A 24470-nucleotide genomic window follows, 5' to 3' on the forward strand; every position below is an offset into this window, starting at 1 on the left:
AGGGCCACGTGGGCTGTCACGTCGCAGGAGCCGTCCAGTAGCGGGTCGCACTCGCGGCCGTTGCGGAAGCCGGTCGCGGTGCCGTACGGCGGGCGGCTGGTGCGGAGATGGCCGTAGTCGATGGCCACGGCGACTGCGCCGTCGGTGAGGCGGTGCAGGACGTCTGCCCAGGCTTGGTCGCGGGTGGTGCCGATCTCGGCGCGGTCGCCTGGTTCGAGCAGTGGCCACCAGGTCTGCAGCCAGGCGAGATCGTTGCCGTCGACAACATTGCCGAGGGTCAGGTCGGCGAGGAGGTAGCGGGGTACGCCGTTCTCGTCGGGTTCGGCCACGTCGCAGGGGATGTTGTCCAGCCATTCGTTGGCGATGACCAGGCCGCTCAGTGCGGTGGGGAGTTCGTCGTCGAGTTCGATGTCCAGGACGGAGAGGCCTTCGGTGCGGAGGACCTTGCCCAGCTCGCCGGAGCCCGCGCCGATGTCGACGACCTCGTCAGCGCCGACCGCGCGAGCGAGGCGGGCGATCGCCTGGCTGAAGAGCGTCGAGGCGTGCACCGACGTACGGAAGTGCGCAGCCGGCCGTTCGCGCCGGTAGAACCCGTCCGGTCCGTAGAGCGCCGTGTGCCAGCCTTCCCGGAACGTCGTCATGCACCCAGCGGGACCGCACCGAACTGGCGCCACACGCTGTCCGCGCCCTCCCGCCACAGTCCGACCTCGGTGAGCCGCACGACAGGCGCCGCCACCTCGGCGAGTGCCGCCTGAGCCTCGGCGACGACAGTCGGGCCGCCCTCGGTGGATGACGCGATGGTGAGGTGCGGATGCGGGTCCAGGAACTCACCGCCGTACGGCGGGCACTCGGGGAACACCTCGTAGACCGTCTGCACCAGGGAACGCACAGTGTCGAACGGCTCCGGCCGCAGCCACGCCGTTCCGTTCGGGAACTGCCCCGCCGTCGGGAAGCTCAGCTCGAAGGGCTCGACCTTCGCCAGGGCAGCTGTCAGCCGCTCCACATCGGCGTCTGCGGGCTCGGCGACCCACGGCACCAGCACACTGACATGCGGTGGGATGAGCTCGGTCAGCGCGACCTGCGGGCGAAGTCTCGAGCGGGAGACCGAACGCCAGCGGTGTGTGTACGCCGCCAGCTCGGGAACTGTGATCAGAATCGCGGTCAACCCGCGCCGCGCGGCCCAGTCATCGCTCACGACCTCATGCTCTCATCACTGTGTGCCTCGGCGAGGCACTAGGCTGGCGAATGGATCGTCTGGTACCCGACCGCGGGACTGGAACGAAAAGAGTGAAGATGGAACGGATCGGCTTGATCGGAGCCGGCCGGGCCGGGACCGCCGTGGGAGCAGCCTTGGCGGCCGCCGGACATCCCCTGGTCGGCCTCACCGCACGGTCGAGCGCGTCACGCGAACGCGCCGCCCGGCTTCTTCCGCACGTACCGGTGCTGACTCCCGGTGAGGTCAGTGAACGCGCCGACGTGGTCCTGGTCGCCGTACCCGACGACCTGATCCGCGAGGTCGCCGCCGGACTGCCGTTGACCAGCGATCAGTACGTCGTCCATCTGTCCGGGACGCACGGGCTCGCACCACTCCAGGGGCTGTCGGCGACTCCGGTCTCACTGCACCCACCGATGACGTTCACCGGCGACGACCCGGTCAGCCTGGACGACGTGCTGTTCACGGCAACCGCTCCGGACGCAGCCCGGCCGATGGTCGAGCGGCTGGTGAAGCTGCTCGGTGCGCAGGTGCAGTGGGTGGCGGAGGAGAACCGTGCGCTGTACCACGCGGGTCTCGTGCATGGCGCGAACCACCTGACAACCTTGGTGACCCAGGCCCTCGCCGTACTGCGGGAAGCAGGCGTGGCGGATCCGGCCGCAACGCTTCGGCCACTGGTGACCGCAACCCTCGACAACACGCTGCGATCCGGTCATCATGCGCTCACCGGGCCGATTGCCCGGGGCGATGTCGACACGGTGGCAGCTCATCTGGCCGTACTCCCGGACCGGACGGCAGGCACGTACGCCGAACTGGCCAGGGCGACGGTGGAGTTGGCGGCAGCGGACGGGCGGCTGTCCCCGGAAACGGCGGAAGCGTTCTACCAGGTGCTGGACGGACACGGCGATCCGGACGAGGTGCGGGAGCGGTATCGGACAGGGGAGGCACCGCGATGAGACTCACCCAGACGAAGGCCGAACTGCGGGCGGCAGCGGCGGTCCGGCCCCGGGCGGTGGTGATGACGATGGGCGCCCTGCACGAGGGGCATGCGGCGCTCCTGGCCGAGGCCCGCGAGCGGGTCGGGCCCGAAGGCAGTGTGGTGCTGACGATCTTCGTGAACCCGTTGCAGTTCGGGCCCACGGAGGACTTCGACCGCTATCCGCGCACGCTGGCCAGCGACCTGGCGGTCGCCAAGAACGAAGGCGTCGACCTGGTCTTCAACCCGTCCCGCGACGAGCTGTACCCGAACGAGCCGTCCATCACCGTGCATCCAGGTCCGCTGGCCGACGAACTCGAGGGCATGGTCCGACCAGGCCACTTCGCCGGTGTACTCACGGTGGTGGCGAAGATGCTGCACCTGACCGCGCCCGACCTGGCGTTGTTCGGCGAGAAGGACTACCAGCAGCTCACGCTGATCCGCGAAATGGTGTGCGACCTCGACTGGGACGTCGACATCGTGCCGGTGCCGACCGTGCGCGAACCCGACGGTCTCGCGTTGTCCTCACGCAACCGCTACCTCGACGACACCGAGCGTGACGAAGCGCTGGTCCTGTACCGCGCTCTGACCGCGGGTGCGAAGGCCGGCATGAATGGTCCGGACGCCGTGATGGCCGCCGCTCACGCCGAACTGGAGGCGGTGCCGTCGGTGAAGATCGACTATCTCGCCCTGCGCGCACCGGATCTTGGCCCGGTGATCGGCCCCGGCGAGGCCCGGATGCTGATCGCCGCCCGCGTCGGTCTGACTCGTCTCATTGACAACATTTCCATAACCCTGCGGTGAAATCGATTGATACGGTCGCTGGATGACCGCTCCTGCTGTCCCGCAACGGCTGTCTGCGCCCGAGCCTGGCTGGACCGACACCGTTGACGTGGTGGTGATCGGCTCCGGCATCGCCGGACTGACCGCCGCACTGAAGGCCCGCGAGCTCGGCACTGTCCTGGTGGTGACCAAGGATGTCGTCGCCTCCGGCTCGACCCAGTGGGCCCAGGGCGGCATCGCAGCCGCCCTCAGCCCGGAGGATTCGCCCGAGGACCACCTGCACGACACCCTGGTCGCGGGCGCCGGCCTCTGCGATCCGGACGCCGTACGAGCGCTGGTGACCGAGGGACCGGACGCGGTACGGGACCTGATCGAGCTGGGTGCGCGGTTCGACACGCTGGCCGATGGAGACCTGTCGCTGACGCGGGAGGGCGGGCACCACCGCAACCGCATCGCGCACGCGGGCGGAGACGCGACCGGCGCGGAGATCGAGCGGGCGCTGGTCGCCGCGGTGAAGCGGGCCGACGACATCCGGCTGATCGAGCACGCCCTCGTCATCGACCTGCTGACCGCCGCGGACGGCGGCGTCGCCGGAGTCACCCTGCACGTGATGGGTGAGGGCCAGCTGGACGGTGTCGGCGCGATCCGCAGCCGCGTGGTGATTCTGGCGTCCGGTGGAATCGGCCAGTTGTACGCCGCCACGACCAATCCGAGCGTGTCCACGGGCGACGGCATGGCGCTGGCGTTGCGGGCCGGCGCGAAGGTGCGCGACCTCGAGTTCGTGCAGTTCCATCCGACCGTGCTCTGGTTGGGCAAGAGCGCGAAAGGCCAGCAGCCGCTGGTGTCCGAGGCGGTCCGCGGTGAGGGTGCGTTCCTGGTCGACCACGAGGGCAAGCGGTTCATGCAGGGTCAGCACGAGCTGGCCGACCTCGCCCCGCGCGATATCGTGGCGAAGGCGATCATGCGGCAGATGCTTGCCACCGGCAAGGATCATGTCTACGTGGACGCACGCCACTTCGGTGACGAGAAGTGGCGGGTCCGGTTCCCGACCATCCTGGCGTCCTGTCGCTCGCACGGCATCGACCCAGTGCGTGAGCTGATCCCGGTCGCTCCCGCCTGCCATTACTCGTCCGGTGGTGTCTGGACCGATCTGGACGGCCAGACCTCGATGCCGGGGCTGTACGCGTGCGGTGAGGTCGCGTGTACGGGTGTCCACGGCGCCAACCGGCTGGCTTCGAACTCCCTGCTCGAAGGGCTTGTCTTCGCTCGCCGAATCGCCGCTCACCTTGCCGACGGACTCCCGCCGCTGCGTCAGCCGGTCGCCGACGTCCGCGTCCCCGGTCTGGTCGACGCGGACGTGGTCGACGAAGTGCAGCGGGTGATGACCGTCGGTGCCGGCGTCATCCGCAGTGCGCGCGGCTTGTCGGAGGCCGGGGCCACCCTGGCCAAGCTGATCGAGCAGCCGGCCGGCGAGCCCGGTACGCCGGGATGGGAGGCGACCAACCTGGTCACGGTGGCGTCCGCGCTGATCGCCGCGGCCACCGTGCGCGAGGAGAGCCGCGGCTCACACTGGCGCGAGGACCACCCGGATCGCGACGACCGGAACTGGTCGGGCAGTCTGGACCTGACCCTCCCGTCCGAGGGCGAGACCGCGAGACCACGTACGACGTTCGTCCCGCATGACAGCAAGGAGAATGCTCACCATGGATGAAGCCGTCGACCGGCAGTGGGTCGGTGACCTGGTGCGGGCCACCATCGAGGAAGACCTGGCCGGTGGTGCCGACGTCACCACGGTGGCGACCGTCGACCCGGACCAGATCTCGGTGGCCGAACTCGTCGTCCGCGCCGACGGCGTGGTCGCCGGCCTGGAGGTCGCCGAACTGGTGATCCGGCAGGTGGCCGCTCCGGAGGAGATCGAGCTCGAGTACTCGGTCCGTGACGGTGCGTCGGTGCGCAAGGGCGACGTACTGATGACGATCCGTGGCAAGACGCGCCAGCTGCTGACCGCCGAGCGGACGACGCTCAACCTGCTGTGCCACCTGTCCGGCGTCGCCACCCTCACCCGCCGGTGGGTCGACGCGGTCGAGGGGACCAGTGTGGTCATCCGCGACACCCGCAAGACCATGCCGCTGCTGCGGTCGCTGGAGAAGTACGCCGTTCGCTGCGGTGGCGGCAAGAACCACCGGATGGGCCTGTCCGACGCTGCTCTGATCAAGGACAACCACGTGGTCGCCGCCGGCGGAGTGGCGGAGGCGTTCCGTTTGGTCCGCAAGGCCTACCCGGATCTCGCGGTCGAGGTCGAGGTGGACTCGGTCGACGACGCGCTGATCGCGGTCGAGTCCGGTGCCGAGCTGATCCTGCTCGACAACATGGAGGTCCCGCAGCTGCGGGAGGCGGTCGAGAAGGTAGCCGGCCGGGCGCGGCTGGAGGCCTCCGGCGGACTGACGCTGGATCAGGCCCGGGCGGTGGCCGAGACCGGGGTCGACTACTTCGCCGTCGGCGCACTGACCCACTCGGCGCCGGTGCTCGACATCGGACTGGATCTGCGGGAATCCTGATGCTCCTCGCCGTCGCCGTCGAAAACACCAGGACGCTGGTCGGCCTGGTGCTCGACGGCACGGTCAAGCGGCACTGGTGGGTCGGCACTGATCCGCGGCGTACGGCCGATGAGTGGGCCGTCCTGCTGCAGGGATTGCTGACCGGAGAGTCGCCCGTGTCCGGCATCGCTGTGTGTTCCGCCGTACCGCATGTGTTGCACGAGCTCCGTGATGTGGTCGCGCGCTACTACCCGCACGTGCCGGGCGTGGTGGTCGAGCCGGGTGTGAAGACCGGACTGCCGGTGCTGGTCGACAACCCGCGCGAGGTCGGCACCGATCGGATCGCGAACGCACTTGCCGCCGTCAACCAGTACGGCGCGCCCTGCCTGGTCGTCGACGTCGGTACGGCGACCACGATCGACGTGGTCAACCCGGCCGGGGCGTTCATCGGCGGAGTGATTGCCCCAGGCATCGAAACCGCGACCGACGCGCTCGGCCAGGCCGCGGCCCAATTGCGCCGGGTTGAACTCGTCCGGCCACGCGCAGTCGTCGCGAAGAACACCGTCGAGGCGCTGCAGTCGGGGGCGATCCACGGCTTCGCGGCGCTGGTCGACGGTCTGGTCGGCCGCATTCGTGCCGAGCAGTCGCTTGATTCCTCGACCCCGGTCGTGCTGACCGGTGCTCTCGCCCCTGTCCTTGCCGGCGAACTCACCACCGAGATTCGTCACGAACCGTTGCTCACCCTGCACGGCCTGCAGCACGCGTTTGCCCGGAACAACCAATAGTCGCCTGATCGGGCAGGAGCCCTTGTGCCTGCTGGTGACCGGGATCACCATGTGCTCAGGGGAAAACCGGGGTTGGGGGAGAGCTATGAGGTCCGTATATCGGGTACTGGCCGGTCTTGTTGCCGTCGGCGTCGTACTGCAGGCGATGTTCATCGCGCTGGGCTGGTTCACGGCGATCAAGGACATGGACGACGGCTTGGTCATCGACAAGAACTACGAGGGCAACACCGGCCACATGCTGCACGGCCAGTTCGGGATGATGGTGATCCCGATCATCGCGCTGTTGCTGCTGATCGTGTCGTTCTTCGCGAAGGTCCAGGGCGGAGTCAGGTGGGCGCTCTACGTGGTCGGCCTGGTCATACTGCAGATCGCGCTCGCGTTCCTGTCGTTCGGCGTGGCTCCCGTGATCGGGGCGCTGCACGGCCTGAACGCCTTCGCACTGGCCGCTGTCGCGGCCATGGCTGCCCGGCGCGCCGCTGTGACCCGGGAGCCGGCCGTCGAGCCGACCACCACCGTCTAGATGCCTTTGGCAACAAAGCTGGCCGAGCGGCGCCGGCTGCTGGTCGCTGTCGCCGCGACCCTCGCCGTGCTGGCGCCGCTGGCCTTCTTCTGGCAGCGGAGCCTGGTTCCGAACGACCTCTCCCCGATGACCATGGGGTACGCCGACTACGGCGGCGGCCCCATGGTCCATGCCCATCACGGCCAGGACGTCAGCACGCTCACAGGGCCGGCCAACGGCAAGCCTGACGTGGCGGTCGATCTCACCGCCCGCAAGGAGAAGTTCGAGATTCCCGGGCGCGGTTCGGTCGACGGCTACACGTTGAACCACACGTCCCCGGGCCCACAGATCGTCGCACAACAAGGCGATCTGATCCAGGTGACCTTGCACAACGAGTCCGTGCCGGAGGGAATCACCCTGCACTGGCACGGCGTCGACGTACCTGCTGCCGAGGACGGCGTCGCCGGCGTCACCCAGGATGCGGTCGCCCCGGGCCAGTCGTTCGTCTATCGCTTCGTCGCGAAGGACGCCGGCACGTACTGGTACCACTCGCACCAGGTCTCGCACGAACAGGTGAAGAAGGGCCTGTACGGCGTACTGATCGTGCAACCGAGCCCGACCGACGTGATCGCCGCCGTGCACACGTACGACAAGATCCGGACGGTCAACGGCGGGTACGGCGAACGCCGGGTGGCGGCACCTGGATCGACAGTCCGGGTGCGTCTCATCAACACGGACAACGGGCCGATGGCTGCCTGGGTCGACGGAGCGCCGTACCGGGTGCTGGCGGTCGACGGGACCGATGTGAACGCGCCGACCGAGGTGAGCAACAAGAAGGTGCTCGTCACCGCGGGTGGCCGGATCGATCTGCAAGTGACGATGCCGCAGGGATCAGCCGTGCGGATCGGCCTGGGTGGTGGGCCGACCACGCTGGTGATCGGCGACGGCAACGCTCCGACCGGCACCGAGCCGCGTGACCGGGTCGACCTGTTGAGTTACGGCTCGCCGAAGCGGCTCGAGTTCGATCCGGCGAAGGCCGACCGGAATTTCCAGTACAACATCGGACGCCGGCCCGGGTTCTTCGACGGCAGGCCGGGGTTGTGGTGGACGATCAACGGCCACCAGTTCCCGGACGTGCCGATGTTCATGGTGACCGAGGGCGATGTGGTCCGGATGACGATCAAGAACACGTCCGGCCAGGTCCATCCGATGCACCTGCACGGCCACCATGTCGTCGTACTGAGCCGCAACGGCACGGCCGCGACCGGCAGCCCGTGGTGGACGGACTCACTGAACGTCGAGGACGACGAGACCTACGAGGTCGCGTTCGTCGCCGACAACCCGGGCATCTGGATGGACCACTGCCACAACCTGCCGCACGCCGCACAGGGCCTGGTCACCCACCTCATGTACACCGGCGTCACCAGCAACTTCCACCTCGGCGGCTCCCCGGGCAATCAGCCGGAGTGAATCGGCCCTCCGACGCTCAGGGCTTTGCGGAGGATGTCGGGGAGGGTGTCGAAGGCGGCGTCGGGCGGGGTGCCGGTCGCTGCGAGGGTCTTGGAGAAGAAGCAGCGGGCAGCCGCGGCGAGGACGACGTCGAGAACGTCGGTGTCGGTCAGTCCGACGGCCTTCAGTTCGTCCACGTCCGCCTGGGTGATCGTGTCGGCGGACAGCGCGACCTTGCGCGCGAAGGCCATCACGGCGCGGTCGACCGGGTCGGCGGGCGGCTCGTCGACCAGTGCCGCGACCTCCTCGGACGTGTAGAACTTGTCGGCCAGCACCTGACCGTGCGCGAGGCTGCAGTAGCTCGACTTCAGCGCGGTCGCGGCGGCCAGCGTGGCCAACTCGTAGCGGCGCAGGTCCATGGATTCCTTGATCGCGCCGTTGAGCTGTTTCCACGCGTCGTACACGGCCGGCCGGGCCGCGAACGTGGTGACGAAGTTCGGTATGTGACCCGCCGGAGCCCGGTTGCTCTCGAAGAAGTCACGGTTGGACGGTGTGTCGATGTACGCCATGCTGGTTCCCCCCTCGTGGCTCCTTCACGGTAGGTCCGGCGTACCGATCCGGGCAACGAGCTTGGAGTTATTGCTCAGCTTGGCGCAGCAGTGTCGCGGTGGCCGCGGCGTGAGGCTCGAGGCCCAGGCGCCGGTGGGTGTCCAGCGCGGCGCGCAGCAGGTCGCGCGCGGCGGCGCGGTCGCCGGCGGCGAGAGCGAGCTGGCCGAGCGTGTGACGGACGCTGCCGAGGAAGAACGCGCCCATGCCCCCGACCGCCAGGCGATCGGCGTACGGCGTCAACTGCTCGCGCAGGTCCGCGATCGCGCGCTGGTCGCCGAACTCGATCCAGACCCTGGCCCGGACACCGGTCATACCGATCCAGAGGAAGTCCCGGAGCAGCGGGCGCTGCTCCGCCCAGTCGCCGAGCATCATCTTGGCCTCGTCGGTCCGGGAGCACGCGATCAATGCGAGCGCGTGCAGGTCACGCAGTACGGGTTGATGTGCCGCGCCCTCGTGGAGCGCCGGTTCCAGCTCGGCCAGCCGGCCTTGGATCATGCGCAGGGTGGCGAGCTGGCCGATGCCGAGAGCGAACGGGGCCATGGAGACTGTCGACTGCAGCATCACGATGCGCTCGAGCGCCGTCTCCGCAGCGGCGAAGTCGCCGACCGCCTGCCGTTCGAGTGCGAGTGCCGAGCCGGCGATCAGCAGGACCGGGACGAACTGGTGCTGTGCGGCGATCCGCTCGGCGCGGCGCATGTCGGCGACTGCCTGCTCCCAGGCGCCACGCTCGGCCCGGTCGACAGCCCGCATGCAGAGCGCGGCGGCGAGTCCGGTGATGTCGTCGTGCCGGCCGGCCAGGATCACGAGTTCGTCGGCGATCGCGGCCCTGCGGTCGAGCAGATCGGGCCGTTCCATGGCCAGGTGGGTCAGTTGGAGGACGGGGAGCAACTGTCGTGCTGAGCCGGCCTGCCTGGTCGTCAGCAAGGCATCGGTCGCGAGTGACGTCGCACGGTCCGCGGACTCCGGCTGGTAGAGGAGTTCGACGGCCAGGGCGGCCTGGACATGTGCCCGGAGCAGCGTCTCGGAGGTCGGCAGCGCGGACAGGACCTGGTCCCACAGCTGGATCGCCGCCTCGTCGGGCATGCCGTAGTCACGCCACGTCCAGATGTTGCGCTCGCTGATCACGAGCAGCGCCTGAGCGGCCGCAACGGCGTCGCCGCGGGTGAGCGCGGAGCGCGCCGCGTCAGCCAGCGAGACCCATGCCTCGACGGGACGCGCCATCCAGTGCTGGGCCCGGCCGAGGCCGGTCAGTACCGCCTCCCGCTCTTCAGCGGTCGCCATCGGATCCTGGTCCTGCAGCTCGGCAGCCATCCGGAACAGCCGTAGTGCCTCGTCGTGCGCGGAGCGCTCAGCGGCCCGGCGAGCGGCCCGATTCGCAAACGTCCAGGCCGATCGCGCATGCACGGATCCAGCGAGTCGGTAGTGCTCGGCAAGTTGCGCGGTGTGGGGTTCGAGATGGCCGATGCGCTGCCGTTCCAGGGACTGAGCGGCTCGTGCGTGCGCCCGGGCGCGAGCGGGGGCGGGCAGCGAGCGATAGATCGCGTCCCGCACGAGCGCATGGGTGAACCGGTAGCGGCTCGGTGTCTCCTCCTCGAGCAGGCCGCAGCGCAACGCGGCCTCGACGGAGTCGTCCACGGCCTCCGCTGTCACGCCGGCAGCGGCGACGACCACGTCGAGGTCGAATGATCGACCCAGGACGGCCGCGGCCGCGAGGATGTCGCGGGCCTCGTCCGGCAGCTGGGCCAGCCGCTGCCGAACCACGTCGCGGACTCCGCCGGGCACCTCTCGCCACGACGGCGCAGCCGGGTCGGACAGGTCACCAGAGTTGGTCAGCAAGCGGACGAACTCGTTGATGTAGAAGGGGTTCCCGTCCGTCCGGGCCCGGATCGCCGCAGCGACTTGGCGGTCGACCTCCACTCCGGCGTCGAGCGATACATGTGCTCTGATCGCATCCTCGTCCAGGCCTGCGAGTCCGATCCGCACCGGATCGAGCCGGGCCAGGGCAGCCAGGACCTCTGCGACCGCCGTACTGATGTCAGCGTCCGCGTCCCGGCAGGTGACCACCAGCAGGACCGGTACATCGGCCAGTGTGGCGGCGATCCGGCGCAGCAGACGCAGGCTGTCCGCATCGGCCCAGTGCATGTCGTCCAGAACGAGCAGTGACGCCGGACCGGCGCGCAAGGCCTCGACCACAGTGCCGGCCAGCTGGAAGGTCGACGATGCCGCGTCGATCGGCGCCGGACTGGTCGGCTGGAGTACGCCGGTGTCGCCGAACAACTGCTCCGCGGCCTGCTGCCATCCCCACAGCGGAGTAGTCGCGTCGGGCTCCCAGCCGCCCCACCCGCACCGGAAGCCGGCTGCCTTCGCGTCCGCTGCCACCGCTTGCGCCAGCGACGTCTTCCCGATGCCTGGCTCCCCGCTGACCAGAACGACGCGGCCGCGTCCGGCAGTCGCCTCATCCATGGCCCGCCGTACCTCGAGCAGTTGCTCCTCCCGGCCTGGCAGTGCAGCGGAGTCGGCGGAGGTCGGAAGGTCCAGGTCGGGGGATTGCCGGAGGACCGCCTCCTCGAGGGTGCGCAGTTCGGTGCCTGGGTCGAGACCGGCCTCGTCGATCAGTCGGCGGCGAGCCCGGCGCAACGCATCCAGCGCATCGGCCTGCCGTCCGGACCGGTAGAGGGCCAACGCGAGCTGTGCCCACAGCCGTTCGCGCAACGGGTGCGATTCGACGAGATGCTCGAGCTCGGGTGCGGCGTGCCGGTGCCCGCTGAGCGCGAGCCGGGTCGCCCAGAGGTCCTCGACAGCGGTCAGCCGCAGCTCCTCGAGACGAGCCGCTTCGGTTTGGATGGCGGGCGTCGTACTGGCCACGTCGGCGAAGGCATCACCGCGCCAGAGATCCAGTGCGGTCCGGAGAAGCGTCTCTGCCTGGGCCGGATCGGCGGTGATCAGAGGCGAGGCCTCGGCCAGCAGAGCGGTGAACTGCCGCGCATCGACATCGAGCCCGTCGAGCAGCAGGGCGTAACCCGGTGGCCGGGACACCAGCACCCGGGCGGGTGTCCGCGGCTCGCGCACAGGTTCGAGCAGCCGCCGGAGCCTTGCGATGTAGGCATGCAGCGAGGTCATCGCCTTGGCCGGCGGATCCTCTCCCCAGAGCAGGTCGACCAGCCGATCCACCGGTACGGCGTACCCGTCGGCGGTGAGCAGGATCGCCAGGAGCGCGCGCTGCTTGAGGCCGCCGAGGTCGACGACCGACCCGCCGACCACGAGCTCGATGCCGCCGAGCACCCGGACCTGCATGATTCGCAGAATAGGGCGCACTGCGGTGCAAGCCGTGTGCAATTCGTTGGCAAGAGGGCGCGGGCAGAGTGGCCGCGATGCCGTAGCCCACCCGCAGGAGGAGAACAGCAGTGACCGCACCCGAGCTACCGACCGGTGTCATCGACACCCGCGACATGGTCGTCGTGCACATCTACATGCGGCGCGAATTCCGGCTCGCGCCCGGCTTGGTCCGCGCGGTCGAGGACGGCGACACTCGCCGAGCCGGCACCGTCTGTGCGCATCTCGAGTTCCTGACCACAACCCTCCACCACCATCACACCGGCGAGGACCGGCTGCTGTGGCCGAAGCTGCTCGAGCGAGTACCGGAAGAGCTGGCGCCGATCGTGCACCTGATGGAGGCACAGCACGAGCGGGTCGCCGCCGTGCTGGAGGGGATCGAGCGGGTGCGTCCACAGTGGCGATCCTCCGCCCGGCCGGCGGAACGCGACGAGCTCGCGCGCCTCCTGGACGAGCTCTACGTCAGCCTGTCCGAGCACCTGGACGCGGAGGAGGAGCGCCTCCTGCCGATCGCCGCTCGCACGGTCACCATGGCGGAGTGGCTGCAGCTCGGCGAAGAGGGTGTCAAGGACAACCGGAAGCAGGACCTGCCACTGATTCTGGGGATGATTCAGTACGAGGGTGACCCGGAGGTCGTGGCCGAGATCGTCAGCCACACCCCGTGGCTGATTCGTTCCTTCGTCCCGATGCTGTCCCGCCGGGCCTTCCGCAAGCACGCACTCGCCGTCCACGGCACCGCCACGCCCTGACCACTGGCATACCGATCCGGCAACGACCCTACGAACTCGGCAGGCTGATCTGGGTATGGTTCACCCGGTCGGTTGTGAGGCAGCTGAGACGAGGTGGTCGGAGTGCGGCGGATGCTCGCCGCGGCGCTGGCGGTGGTGTGTGGCACAACGGTGCTGACCGCCTGCTCCTCGGATCCGGTTCCCACCGAGGTGGCGGTCGGCTGGTCCGGTGACGGCCGGACCGCGGTCCAGGTCAGCTGGAAGGACGACAACGCCCCGAACCGGATCACGATCGAGGGTGTGCTCAGCGAGAGCCCGTCGTACGTGAAGTATGTCGGCGCCGGCGAGCCGAACAGCTGGGACATCCCCACCTCGGCCTTCCCGCCGGACGGGAACTACCGGGTGGCGGTCGCCATCGGGACCTCGCAGGGTGGTGTGACCAGCAAGCTCGCTCGGTCGCCCGTCTTCGACACCGATGGGCCGGTCGGGCCGAGTACGGCGACGGTGGCACCGGCGGGGCGATCGGGCGCATTGATGCAGTGGACGGTGCCGGTGGTGCCGCAGGACTTCACTCCGAACGACCCGCTGGACGTGAAGGGACCGCGCACCCAGAAGTACGTGCCGATGGTCGGCAAGCCCGGTGAGCAGTTGCGACCGATCGGACCGGCGACGACGTCGACGCGGCAGGTCATCAACAGCATCAAGCCGCCGTACGTGTTCCAGGTCCGGACGCAGAACGAGTGGAGTACCCGGCTCGGTGGGCAGGTGCTGGGCCTGACCAGCTCGATCAGCGCTGCGATGCCAGGGCTGGCCCAGTTCAGCCTGCCGATCCGCGCTCGCGGCCGCGTCATCCTCCAACAGGTCGCCTGCGAGCCGGAGACGCCGTGCACCCAGCGGCGGGCCACGCCGGCCGGGGTGCCGATCGTCGTACTCACCCAGGTGATTCCCGGTGGGCGCTGGACTCCGGTGGCCCGCGGCAAGACGACAGCGGGTGGGCACTATGACATCGGGGTTCCGACCGGCGGCAGTCGCCCGTACATGGTCTCGGTCCCGGACTACACCAAGCCCGGTCTGATCACGAGTACGTCGAACAGCAGGCCGACGTACGTCCGCAACGTGGTCCGGGTCGTGTCGGCCGGGTTCGTCGGCGGGCTGACGGTCAAGAAGCGCGGGTCGAACGTCACCGCGTTCGCGACCATCAAGCCGGCCATGAGTTCGACCGCGACGCTGCAGGTGTGGAACCGCGTGCTGCGCCGGTGGGTCAACGTCAAGGCGACGCCGATCCGCAACGGACAGACGTCGCTGGCGTTCCGGGCGGGCTCGGCGGGGACCTTCGCCTACCGGTTCGTGCTGCCGGCCGCGACGATGTACGGCCGGTCGATGAGCGGAACGATCACGCAGACGCTGGCGCTACACGTCCGCTGACTGCGGCTCCCGCACCGCGGCGGTCTCCCGGTGCCGGCGGCGGATCCGGTAGTAGGTGTACGCCGCGACCGCGGCAAGCGCGAGCACGACCAGGGCCCAGACGGACAACTGGCCGAAGATCTTGTCCGCGTTGTCGCCGATGTTGTACGCGACGATGCCGATCGTGGTCGACCAGGCGATCCCGCCGGCCGCGTTGGCGGCCAGGAACTTGGGGTAGGGCATCCGCAGCATGCCTGCCATCGGGCCCGCGAAGATCCGCAGCAGCGCCACGAAGCGGCCGAAGAAGACCGTCCAGACGCCATACCGGTGGAAGTACTTCTCGGCCTTGACGATGCGGTCCTCGGAGAAGTGGTGGAACCGGCGGCCGAGCCGCTCGAACAGGCTCCGGCCCGCCTTCCGGCCGATGTAGTACCCGACCGAGTCGCCGACGATCGCGCCGGTGGCCGCCGCGGCGATGACGAACTCGAGGTGCAGGTTGCCCTGCGACGCCAGCAGCGCGGCCGCGATCAGCGTCGTCTCACCGGGTAACGGGACCCCCATGCTCTCGACGCCGATGACAAGGCCGACCACCAGGTACGCGAGGATCGCCACCCCTCCGGTCGGGACCATGATCGCGAGCGCGTGCAACGGTTCCCCCATACACCCATAGTGACATCCGGGGGCAACCGATTACGGGACGAGGCAACTATTTCAGGGGATTCTCAGGGCTGTGGCCGTTGTCAGGAGGAATCTCCGGGAGATAGCCGTTGAACGCCTTGGTGACGTTCTGTAGCGCGGAGGTGACCTCGGAGGGGATCACCCAGAAGGTGTTGCCCGGGCCCTTGGCCAGTTCGGGCAGCATCTGCAGGTACTGGTACGCGAGCAGCTTCGGGTCCGGGTCGTTGCGGTGGATCGCGTCGAACACCGTGTCGATCGCCTTCGCCTGACCCTCGGCCCGCAGGATCGCGGCCTGCCGGTCGCCCTCCGCGGTCAGGATCCTGGACTGGCGCTGGCCCTCGGCGGTGAGGATCGTGGCCCGCTTCTCCCGGTCCGCCCGCATCTGCTTCTCCATCGATTCCTTGATCGATGCCGGCGGGTCGATCGCCTTCAGTTCGACCCGGTTCACCCGGATGCCCCACTTGCCGGAGGCCTCGTCGAGTACGCCGCGCAGGGTCGAGTTGATGTGCTCCCGCGACGTCAGCACCTTCTCCAGGTCGAGGCTGCCGATGACGTTGCGCAGCGTTGTGACGGTGAGCTGCTCGATCGCCTGGATGTAGTTGTTGATCTCGTACGCAGCCGCGCGCGGATCGGTGACCTGGACATACAGCACCGTGTCGATGTCGACGACCAGGTTGTCCTCGGTGATCACCGACCGCGGCTCGAACGAGATCACCTGCTCGCGCAGGTCGATCAGCTGCCGGGGCCGGTCGATGAACGGGATGACGACGTTCAGCCCTGGTTCGAGGGTGCGCAGGTAGCGGCCGAGGCGCTCGACGTTGCTTGCCCGCGCCTGCGGGATGATCCGGACGGTCCGAAGTACCAGGACGACGGCGAGCACGGCGACGACGAGCCCGATGATCAGTTCGGCCATGGATCCTCCTGGGGATGGACGAGGGCGGTGACTCCCTCGATGGCGAAGACGTCGACCCGGGTGCCCGCGGGGATGAGCAGGTCAGGGTCGTACGCCCGGGCACTCCACTCCTCGCCGCCGATCCGGACCCGGCCGGGATCGCGGCCGCACGGGGTCAGCACCACGGCCTCGCGCCCGATCAGCGCCGCGACCCCGGTCCGCAGCTGCGGGTGCGATCTCAGGTGCCGGCGTGCGACCGGCCGGACCAGCGTGATCATCGCGGCGGCCGTGACGGCGAACGCGAGGAGCTGCAGGCCGGTCCCGAGACCGAGACCGGCGACTCCGGCCGCGGCCAGCGCGGCGACGGCGAGCAGGAGCAGATCGAGGGTTGCCGTCATCAACTCGGCGGTGCCGAGGACGGCGGCGATGATCAACCACAAAAGCCAGGACTCCATATGACCACCCGCCGGCGGAGAGGACCTCTCTTTCGAAGGTACCTCTGGATACGCGGGATGGCAGCTAACGGTTCAGCTATCTTCTGGCGGCTTCCCGGTCGGTACGACGGCCAGCAGGGTGCTGACCATCCGGGTACCGGCCGGATGGCCGGCCGGGCCGCGGCCCTTCCGGTACCGGTCGACCAGGTCGACGAGGTCCTTCCCGAACTGCCTGGCCTCCTCATGGGTGAGCCACAGCCGGGACCGGCTGAGCGAGCTCACGTCGTCCCAGGGGTCGTCGGCGGCCATCTGCTCGAACTGCTCGAGCACCCGGTCCGCCGTCGTCCGCATGATCGTCTGGCTGGCCAGCCGGCCCACGTTGTCCGACTGCGACGAGATCATCAGGCTGGACCCGCGTGACCGCCAGGGCCGCTCCCGGCCGTCGCCGGACTCCTCGGCGCGCTCGATGATGCCCCAGCGCTCCAGCGCCCGCAGGTGGTAGCTCATCGCCGACGGAGTCAGCCCGACCAGCTCCGCACACTCGGTCGCGGTCAGCACGTTGCCGTCGTAGAGCTCGTCCATGACCCGCTGCCGGGCCGGGTGCGCCAGGGCGCGGATCGCCCGCGGATCGGTGATCACCACGGGTTTCTTCTTGGCCACGAGGTCAGCGTAGCCAATCCCTTGACGATCCGGAATATGAAGCAGTAGCTTCACAACTATGAAGCAATCACTTCAGATCTCGATCTGGTCCTTCCCCGACATCCGGCTGGTGCTGCCCGCCCGTGCGCTGTCCTACGTGGGTGACTCGGTCGCGCTGGTCGCGCTGATGCTGCGCGTGTCCCACGACGGCGGACCCGGCGCGATCACGGCCCTGTTGCTGGCGTTCGCCGTACCGACCGTCGCGATGATCCCGTTCGCCGGCCGGATCGTGGACGGGCACGACTCGCGGACCGTCTTGGTCTTGGCGTCTTTGCTTCAGGCGATTGCGGGAGTCGGCCTGGCCTTCAGTCATGGCTTGGCCGAGACCCTGGCGCTGGTCTGCGTACTGCAGGTCGGTCAAGCCGTGGCGGGACCAGCGTGGGGTGCACTCATCCCGCGCATCGTCGGCGACGACCTGGTCGGCAAGACCACCGGCACCAGCCAGGCGCTCATCGGCGTCGCCACCCTGGTCGGTTCAGCCGCCGGTGGTTTGCTCGTGGGCTGGTCCGGCGACCGCGGCGCCCTCCTGATCGACGCCTTGACCTTCCTCGTGCTGGGCCTGGTGGCTCGGCTGGTCACCACGCGCCGCCGCCCCGAGCCGGGCGCGGTCCGCGAGCCCGGCGCGCTGATGGCGGGTCTGCGCAGCCTGCTGGGCGACTCGCTGCTCCGGATCCTGGTGACGTGTCTGTGGGTCTTCGTGCTCACAGGTGAGGCGGTCAACGTCGTGGAGGTGTTCCTGGTCACCGACGAGGTCGGACTCGGCGCGTCAGGCTATGGCTGGCTGATGGCCGCCCAGGGAGCCGGAGCGATCCTCGGGGCGTGGGGCAGTGGCCGCTTGGTGACGACAGCGTCCCGCTCCCGCGCCTTGCTGGCCGGGATGGCTGCCATCGGCGGTTCGTGCGTGCTCATGGGCCTGTCGCACGACGTGGTCACGCTGGCCATCGGCTGCCTGGCGGTCGGAGCCGGCAGCGGCATGCTCAACGCCGCCTGCAGCACCCTCATCGTCACCCGGACGGCCGAACAGGTCCGCGGACGCGTCGTCGCGGCGCTGGGCGGAACGGTGCGGGGCTGCAGTCTGATCGCGCTTCCGCTGGGTGGTCTCCTTGGTGCGGTACTCGGGACCCGGATGACCTTCGTGACCTGCGGGATCACCGGCGTGGTGACCGCCGCGATCGCCGCCGTACTCCTGGTGCGAACAAAGGATTCGGTTGTGGAGGCGGTCAGTCACTAGCCTTTAGGCATGACTGACGCACACGTGAACCCGGTGAACCCCGACAGCGGGCAGGACGACCTGCCCGAGCAGATGCGGGTTCGCCGGGAGAAGCGTGACCGCCTGCTGGCGGAGGGAGTGCAGCCGTACCCGATCTCGGTGCCGCGGACGCACCTGCTGAAGGACCTGCGGGCGAAGTACGACGGCCAGGAGCTGGAGCCGGACACCCGGACCGGCGAGCAGGTCTCGGTGGCCGGCCGGGTCATCTTCCTCCGCAACACCGGCAAGCTGTGCTTCGTCCGGCTGCGCGAGGGCGACGGGACCGAGCTCCAGGTGATGCTGTCGGTCGCGGACCTCGGCGACGAGGGCCTGACCCGGTTCAAGCAACTCGTCGACATCGGCGACCTGCTGTCCGTCCAGGGCGAGGTCATCACCAGCCGTCGCGGTGAGCTGTCCGTGCAGGCGACCAGCTGGCAGATGGCGGCCAAGACGCTGCGCCCGCTCCCGAACGAGCACAAGCCGCTGAACGAGGAGGCCCGGGTCCGGCTGCGGTACGTCGACCTGATCGTCCGCCCGGAGGCGCGGGACATGGTCCGGAACAAGGCCGCCGTACTGAAGTCACTGCGGGCGACCTTCGACGCGCACGACTTCATCGAGGTCGAGACGCCGGTGCTGCAGCTGACCAACGGCGGTGCCGCGGCGCGGCCGTTCTCGACCCACCTGAACGCGTTCGACCAGGAGATGAAGCTGCGGATCGCGCTCGAGCTGGATCTCAAGCGGGCGATGATCGGCGGCGTCGACCGGGTCTTCGAGATCGGCCGGACGTTCCGCAACGAGGGACTCGACTCCACCCATGCGGCGGAATTCTCGATGATCGAGGCCTATGAGGCGTACGGCGATTACGACACGATGGCCGAACTGTTCGCCGAGCTGATGCGGAACGCCGGTCGTGCGATCGGCCGGACCGCGATCACCGCGCGCGACGGTTCGGACATCGATCTGGAGCAGCCGTTCCGGCATGCGACGCTTTTCGGACTCGTCTCCGAAGCCGTCGGTGAGACCGTCGACGTGACCACCGACGTGGCCGCGCTGACCAAGCTGGCCGAGCAGCACGACGTCGAGCTGCAGCCGGGCTGGAATGCCGGCGAGATCGCCGTGGAGTTGTTCGAGAAGCTGGTCGAGCACACGCTGATCCAGCCCACCTTTGTCCGTGACTATCCGGAGTCGGCCAGGCCGCTGGCGAAGCCGCATCGCAAAATTCCCGGACTGGTCGAGGCCTGGGACCTGATCGTCAACGGGGTCGAGTTGGGGACGGCGTACTCGGAGCTGAACGATCCGGTCATCCAGCGGGAACGCCTGGTGGCACAGTCGTTGCTGGCCGCAGCCGGCGACCCGGAGGCGATGGAGCTGGACGAGGACTTCCTCCGGGCGATGGAGTTCGGCATGCCGCCGGCCGGCGGCATGGGGATGGGGCTGGACCGGCTGGTGATGCTGTTCACCGGCGCCGGTATCCGGGAGACGATTCTGTTCCCGTTGCTGCGCCCGGAGTGATTCCGGCAGCACCCGAGTGATTCAGGAAACCGGCCCGGAGGTTCGTTGCATAGCACAACCTCCGGGTCATGCAATTCCGGGGGTCCAATTGATTCCGGTCCAGCCCGAGTTACGATCTACCGGCGCGGCTGAATACTGAAGGTCACCGTCGGAGCACAGCGTCGCACGTACCTCACCGAACCGAAGATTTCGGTCACATCTTTCCGGCTCATTCCCGGTGGTGAATGACACGAAGGCGGTTTGTGCGGTACAAATCAGGTGCGAACAATTCGGCAGGGGGATTGTGCCCGGTGGCGGGCGCGGAAAGGACTGTCATCGATGGCGCAAAGGGTGCAGGTAGTTCTCGAGGACGATCTCGACGGAGGTAAGGCCGACGAGACCGTGACCTTCGGGCTGGACGGCACGACGTACGAGATCGACCTGTCGAAGAAGAATGCCGCCAAGCTGCGCGACGCCATGGCCGGGTACGTCGGCTCGGCGCGCCGGGTGTCCGGACGCCGCGGTGCCGCGGGCCGGGCGCGAGGCCGCGGCCGGTCTGCGTCGGACTCCGCCGACATCAGGGCCTGGGCCAAGGAGAACGGCTACGAGGTGAGCGAGCGGGGCCGGATCTCCGCCGAGGTGCGCGCGGCGTACAACGAAGCCAAGTAATTCCCACGGACCTGCCGGTCCCGGCGCCCACCAGGGTGCCGGGGCCGTCCGCATTCCGGTTGTTTCACAGTGTGGACGCCCCGGTGACCGGGGATCGGAAGCGGATGGTTGCGCCGGCAGGTAGTTCGGTGAATTCGCTGGTGGCGAACACGCTGTCCGATCGGGGCCGGAGGGGAACACGCTGGACAGCCGCGGGGTTCTTCCCTTGTGATGCCTCCCGGGCGGCCGATCGAGCAGTGTTCTTTTGTTCGCCCAGAGCGAGCCTGTCGGCACCGGGGACTAGCATGCATGTACGGGGGTCGGGCCACACGGTACGTCCGACTCCTCTGAGGCAAGGAGCGCTTTGGCGATGTTTGAACGATTTACGGACCGCGCCCGTCGGGTAGTCGTCCTGGCTCAGGAAGAGGCCAGGATGCTCAGCCACAACTACATCGGGACCGAGCACATCCTGCTCGGCCTGATCCACGAGGGTGAAGGGGTCGCCGCCAAGGCTCTCGAGAGCCTGGGTATCTCGCTCGAGGCCGTCCGCTCCCAGGTCGAAGAGATCATCGGCCAGGGGCAGCAGGCACCGAGCGGGCACATCCCGTTCACCCCCCGCGCCAAGAAGGTGCTGGAGCTCTCCCTGCGCGAGGCCCTGCAACTGGGTCACAACTACATCGGCACCGAGCACATCCTGCTCGGCCTCATCCGCGAGGGTGAGGGTGTCGCCGCGCAGGTCCTGGTCAAGCTCGGTGCGGACCTGAACAAGGTCCGGCAGCAGGTCATCCAGCTGCTGAGCGGGTACCAGGGCAAGGAGACGGCGTCCGCCGGTGGCCCAGCCGCCGAGGGTGCTCCCAGCAGCTCGCTGGTGCTCGACCAGTTCGGCCGGAACTACACCCAGTCCGCCCGCGAATCGAAACTCGACCCGGTGATCGGGCGCGAGATGGAGATCGAGCGGGTCATGCAGGTGCTGTCCCGGCGGACGAAGAACAACCCTGTCCTGATCGGTGAGCCGGGCGTCGGCAAAACCGCCATCGTGGAGGGTCTGGCCCAGCAGATCGTCCGTGGTGACGTCCCGGAGACGCTGAAGGACAAGCAGATCTACTCCCTCGACCTGGGCGCCCTGGTGGCCGGTTCGCGCTACCGCGGTGATTTCGAGGAACGCCTGAAGAAGGTGCTCAAGGAGATCCGCACCCGCGGCGACATCGTGCTGTTCATCGACGAGATCCACACCCTCGTCGGGGCCGGCGCGGCCGAGGGCGCGATCGACGCGGCGAGCATTCTGAAGCCGATGCTGGCCCGCGGCGAACTGCAGACCATCGGTGCCACCACCCTCGACGAGTACCGCAAGTACGTCGAGAAGGACGCCGCGCTGGAGCGCCGGTTCCAGCCGATCCAGGTGGCCGAGCCCTCGATCGCACACACGATCGAGATCCTCAAGGGCCTGCGGGACCGGTACGAGGCACATCACCGGGTGACCATCACCGACGCTGCGCTGGTGAACGCCGCGCAGATGGCCGACCGGTACATCTCCGACCGGTTCCTGCCGGACAAGGCGATCGACCTGATCGACGAGGCCGGGGCCCGGCTGCGGATCCGCCGGATGACGGCTCCGCCGGACCTGCGCGAGTTCGACGAGAAGATCGCGAACGTGCGCCGGGAGAAGGAGTCGGCGATCGACGCGCAGGACTTCGAGCGCGCCGCGAGCCTTCGCGACGACGAGAAGAAGCTGATCAACGCCAAGTCCGAGCGGGAGAAGCAGTGGAAGGCCGGTGACATGGACGTCGTCGCCGAGGTGGACGAGGAGCTGATCGCCGAGGTGCTCAGCACGGCCACCGGCATCCCGGTCTTCAAGCTGACCGAGGAGGAGTCGACCCGGCTGCTCGACATGGAGAAGGAACTGCACAAGACCTACATCGGTCAGGAGGACGCGGTGAAGGCCGTGTCGCGCTCCATCCGGCGTACTCGTGCAGGCCTGAAGGACCCGCGCCGGCCGAGCGGCTCGTTCATCTTCGCCGGCCCGTCCGGTGTCGGTAAGACCGAGCTGTCGAAGGCACTGACGGAGTTCCTGTTCGGTGACCAGGCGGCACTGATCAGCCTGGACATGTCGGAGTACTCCGAGAAGCACACGGCGTCCCGGTTGTTCGGGTCCCCGCCTGGCTACGTCGGGTATGAAGAGGGCGGCCAGCTGACCGAGAAGGTCCGCCGCAAGCCGTTCAGCGTGGTGCTGTTCGACGAGGTGGAGAAGGCCCACCCGGACATCTTCAACTCGCTGCTGCAGATCCTGGACGAGGGTCGTCTGACCGACGCCCAGGGCCGCGTGGTCGACTTCAAGAACACCATCATCATCATGACCACGAACCTGGGGACGAAGGACATCGCGAAGGCCGTCAGCCTCGGCTTCTCGCAGGCCAACGACGTCTCCGGTTCGTACGAGAAGATGAAGGCGAAGGTCACCGAGGAGCTCAAGCAGCACTTCCGGCCCGAGTTCCTGAACCGCGTCGACGAGATCGTCGTGTTCCACCAGCACGGCCCGGACGAGATCATCAAGATCGTCGACCTGATGGTCGGGCAGGTGGAGGAGCGGCTCAAGGACAAGGACATGGGCATCGAGCTCACGCAGGCGGCGAAGGAACTGGTCGCCAAGCGTGGCTTCGACCCGGTCCTGGGTGCCCGTCCGCTGCGCCGCGCACTCCAGCGCGACGTCGAGGACGTGCTCGCGGAGAAGATCCTGTTCGGGGAGGTGCGCCCGGGCCAGATCGTTCTGGTCGACGCGGCTCCCGAGGGCACGGTCAACTCCGACGGCCTGACGGAGTACTTCACCTTCACCGGTACGCCGAAGGCGAGCAGCCCCGACCTGGAGCTGACCGACCTGGCCGCCGGTGGCAGTTCGGGTCTGCAGGACACGTGATCTGAGGGATTCCCTTCAGCAAGCCGAGCGCGGCGAGCACTTGCTCGCCGCGCTCGGCATTTCTTGCAGCAGACTTGGTGACGATTCGCGGCGCCGCGTCGTCGTACCGGACATGAGCGAGCTGACTGGGCCCCGATGGTTGGCGGCGCTGCGTGGGTACCCGAACTTCCGGCGGCTCTGGGGCGCGCACCTGGTCTCCGCACTGGGCACCGGGGTGACCGTGCTGGCCATCCCGTTGCTGGCGGCCGTGGTGCTGCACGCGTCACCGCTGGAGGTCGGCATTCTCACGGCGCTGAACGCCGTACCGCACGTGCTGTTCAGCCTGGTGGAGGGCGCGCTGATCGATCGGTCGCCACAACGGGCCGTGCTCGTCCTCACCGACTTCGGCCGCGCGATCTGCCTGGGCGCAGTACCGGCCCTCGGCCTCCTCGATCTGTTGTCGATGCTGTGTGTCGTACGTCTGCTCCGGGGTTCTGCTGCTGTTCCTGCGGTCGCCCGAGCTGGTGGCCGCGAGGGTCACCGGGCGGAGGGGAATCATCGGCGACATCCGGAGCGGCCTGGCGTACGTGCTGAAGGATCGGGTCCTGGTGGCGCTGTGCCTGTCGTCCGGCATCGGGGCGTTCGCGGTGGCGATCCGGGACTCGTCGCTGGTGCTGGCCCTGGTGCGCGAGCTGCACTTCTCCGCGGGACTTGTCGGCCTGCTCGCGATGCTGGCCGGCGTGGGCGGGGTCGTCGGAGGGCTGCTCGCGCATTGGGCGGCCACCCGCTTCGGATTCGGACGCTCGGTCATGGTCGCGATCCTCACGACTGCCGCCGCGATCGCGCTGCTGACAGCGCCGTTCGGCGTGGCCCCTGCTGTGCTGGTCGGGATCGGACAGTTCGTTGGCGGCGTGTCCGGCGCGGTGTACACGATCGGCCAGCTGACCATGCGCCAGTTGGTCACCCCGCCGGACCTGCTCGGGCGCGTGAACGCCGTACGACGGTTCCTGGTCTATGCGCTGTTCCCGGTAGGCGGTCTGGTCGGTGGGCTCGGTGGAGCCCGGCTGGGCAGCCGGTCGATGCTGCTTGTCGCGGCCGGCGTCATGGCGACCTCTGTGCTTCCGCTGATCCGTGGCAACGTGGCGGGCGTCGAGGGGCATCCGCGGTAGGTGG

At 68.6% G+C, this 24470-nt stretch carries 21 protein-coding genes and 2 pseudogenes; 15 read left to right on the forward strand and 8 right to left on the reverse strand.

The features are described 5' to 3' along the window. Positions 1–2: 2 nt before the first annotated feature. Together E0H75_RS43535 and E0H75_RS08165 are read right to left on the reverse strand one after the other, a co-directional pair. Positions 3–641 (reverse strand): annotated as a pseudogene (locus tag E0H75_RS43535) (SAM-dependent methyltransferase); the annotation flags it as partial. Continuing rightward, positions 638–1195, reverse strand: a complete 558-nt coding sequence (locus E0H75_RS08165; protein WP_131512562.1) for a 2'-5' RNA ligase family protein — start codon at positions 1193–1195, stop codon at positions 638–640. The pseudogene E0H75_RS43535 and the gene E0H75_RS08165, both read right to left, overlap by 4 nt. A gap of 50 nt (positions 1196–1245) precedes the next feature. Here E0H75_RS08165 and E0H75_RS08170 point away from each other — a divergent pair, with 50 nt between their 5' ends. The 7 genes from E0H75_RS08170 (at position 1246) to E0H75_RS08200 (ending at position 8263) form a co-directional block, all read left to right on the forward strand. Beyond that, complete coding sequence (locus tag E0H75_RS08170; RefSeq protein WP_420323279.1) at positions 1246–2169, forward strand: Rossmann-like and DUF2520 domain-containing protein; 924 nt, start codon at positions 1246–1248, stop codon at positions 2167–2169. Then, the gene (panC, locus tag E0H75_RS08175; protein WP_131512564.1) at positions 2166–2993 is read left to right on the forward strand and encodes a pantoate--beta-alanine ligase; all 828 of its coding nucleotides are present in this window, start codon (positions 2166–2168) and stop codon (positions 2991–2993) included. Before E0H75_RS08170 ends, panC begins: the two co-directional genes overlap by 4 nt. A gap of 22 nt (positions 2994–3015) precedes the next feature. Beyond that, a complete protein-coding gene (locus tag E0H75_RS08180) occupies positions 3016–4683 on the forward strand; it encodes an L-aspartate oxidase (RefSeq protein ID WP_131512565.1) in 1668 nt (555 codons plus the stop codon). Continuing rightward, positions 4676–5530, forward strand: coding sequence for a carboxylating nicotinate-nucleotide diphosphorylase (gene nadC / locus E0H75_RS08185; RefSeq protein WP_131512566.1), 855 nt, complete (start codon positions 4676–4678; stop codon positions 5528–5530). The genes E0H75_RS08180 and nadC overlap by 8 nt, the downstream gene beginning before the upstream one ends. Continuing rightward, entirely contained in the window at positions 5530–6294 is a 765-nt protein-coding gene (locus E0H75_RS08190; RefSeq protein WP_131512567.1) for a type III pantothenate kinase, read from the forward strand. The genes nadC and E0H75_RS08190 overlap by 1 nt, the downstream gene beginning before the upstream one ends. Before the next feature lie 85 nt (positions 6295–6379). Beyond that, complete coding sequence (locus E0H75_RS08195; protein WP_131512568.1) at positions 6380–6814, forward strand: DUF6220 domain-containing protein; 435 nt, start codon at positions 6380–6382, stop codon at positions 6812–6814. Next, complete coding sequence (locus E0H75_RS08200) at positions 6815–8263, forward strand: multicopper oxidase family protein (RefSeq protein ID WP_131512569.1); 1449 nt, start codon at positions 6815–6817, stop codon at positions 8261–8263. On the opposite strand, the gene E0H75_RS08205 is transcribed toward E0H75_RS08200, so the two are convergent. Continuing rightward, the gene (locus E0H75_RS08205) at positions 8251–8811 is read right to left on the reverse strand and encodes a carboxymuconolactone decarboxylase family protein (RefSeq protein ID WP_131512570.1); all 561 of its coding nucleotides are present in this window, start codon (positions 8809–8811) and stop codon (positions 8251–8253) included. The two genes, E0H75_RS08200 and E0H75_RS08205, sit on opposite strands and share 13 nt — an antisense overlap. Positions 8812–8878: 67 nt before the next feature. Next, a complete protein-coding gene (locus E0H75_RS08210; protein WP_131512571.1) occupies positions 8879–12145 on the reverse strand; it encodes an ATP-binding protein in 3267 nt (1088 codons plus the stop codon). 110 nt (positions 12146–12255) lie between these two features. Here E0H75_RS08210 and E0H75_RS08215 point away from each other — a divergent pair, with 110 nt between their 5' ends. Further along, positions 12256–12933, forward strand: a complete 678-nt coding sequence (locus E0H75_RS08215; protein ID WP_131512572.1) for a hemerythrin domain-containing protein — start codon at positions 12256–12258, stop codon at positions 12931–12933. Between the two features lie 111 nt (positions 12934–13044). Continuing rightward, positions 13045–14337: a hypothetical protein gene (locus tag E0H75_RS08220; protein ID WP_238162932.1), complete on the forward strand. Its 1293-nt coding sequence runs from the start codon at positions 13045–13047 to the stop codon at positions 14335–14337. Here the strand turns inward: E0H75_RS08220 and E0H75_RS08225 are convergent. The 4 genes from E0H75_RS08225 to E0H75_RS08240 all read right to left on the reverse strand — a co-directional run bounded on the left by E0H75_RS08225 (position 14323) and on the right by E0H75_RS08240 (position 16980). Further along, positions 14323–14976, reverse strand: a complete 654-nt coding sequence (locus E0H75_RS08225) for a DedA family protein (protein ID WP_202872861.1) — start codon at positions 14974–14976, stop codon at positions 14323–14325. The two genes, E0H75_RS08220 and E0H75_RS08225, sit on opposite strands and share 15 nt — an antisense overlap. Positions 14977–15022: 46 nt before the next feature. Further along, complete coding sequence (locus E0H75_RS08230; RefSeq protein ID WP_131512574.1) at positions 15023–15907, reverse strand: SPFH domain-containing protein; 885 nt, start codon at positions 15905–15907, stop codon at positions 15023–15025. Next, entirely contained in the window at positions 15895–16341 is a 447-nt protein-coding gene (locus E0H75_RS08235) for an NfeD family protein (RefSeq protein WP_131512575.1), read from the reverse strand. Before E0H75_RS08235 ends, E0H75_RS08230 begins: the two co-directional genes overlap by 13 nt. A 72-nt stretch (positions 16342–16413) precedes the next feature. Then, complete coding sequence (locus E0H75_RS08240) at positions 16414–16980, reverse strand: ArsR/SmtB family transcription factor (RefSeq protein WP_131512576.1); 567 nt, start codon at positions 16978–16980, stop codon at positions 16414–16416. Positions 16981–17038: 58 nt separating this feature from the next. Between E0H75_RS08240 and E0H75_RS08245 the strand changes: the two genes are divergently transcribed. From E0H75_RS08245 to E0H75_RS43540, 6 genes and pseudogenes are all read left to right on the forward strand, one after another. Then, positions 17039–18250 carry an MFS transporter gene (locus E0H75_RS08245; RefSeq protein ID WP_131512577.1) on the forward strand — a complete coding sequence of 404 codons (1212 nt, stop codon included), beginning with the start codon at positions 17039–17041 and terminating at the stop codon, positions 18248–18250. Between the two features lie 9 nt (positions 18251–18259). Beyond that, positions 18260–19780, forward strand: a complete 1521-nt coding sequence (gene lysS, locus E0H75_RS08250; RefSeq protein ID WP_131512578.1) for a lysine--tRNA ligase — start codon at positions 18260–18262, stop codon at positions 19778–19780. A gap of 318 nt (positions 19781–20098) precedes the next feature. Continuing rightward, positions 20099–20428, forward strand: a complete 330-nt coding sequence (locus E0H75_RS08255; RefSeq protein WP_131360032.1) for a histone-like nucleoid-structuring protein Lsr2 — start codon at positions 20099–20101, stop codon at positions 20426–20428. A gap of 349 nt (positions 20429–20777) precedes the next feature. After that, a complete protein-coding gene (locus tag E0H75_RS08260) occupies positions 20778–23318 on the forward strand; it encodes an ATP-dependent Clp protease ATP-binding subunit (RefSeq protein WP_131512579.1) in 2541 nt (846 codons plus the stop codon). Positions 23319–23430: 112 nt separating this feature from the next. Continuing rightward, positions 23431–23712: pseudogene (locus tag E0H75_RS44945) on the forward strand (MFS transporter); the annotation flags it as partial. Between the two features lie 55 nt (positions 23713–23767). Further along, the gene (locus tag E0H75_RS43540) at positions 23768–24466 is read left to right on the forward strand and encodes an MFS transporter (protein WP_131512580.1); all 699 of its coding nucleotides are present in this window, start codon (positions 23768–23770) and stop codon (positions 24464–24466) included. Positions 24467–24470: the final 4 nt, after the last annotated feature.

Source organism: Kribbella capetownensis (assembly GCF_004331485.1).
In the GTDB taxonomy this organism is placed as follows: Bacteria; Actinomycetota; Actinomycetes; order Propionibacteriales; family Kribbellaceae; genus Kribbella; species Kribbella capetownensis.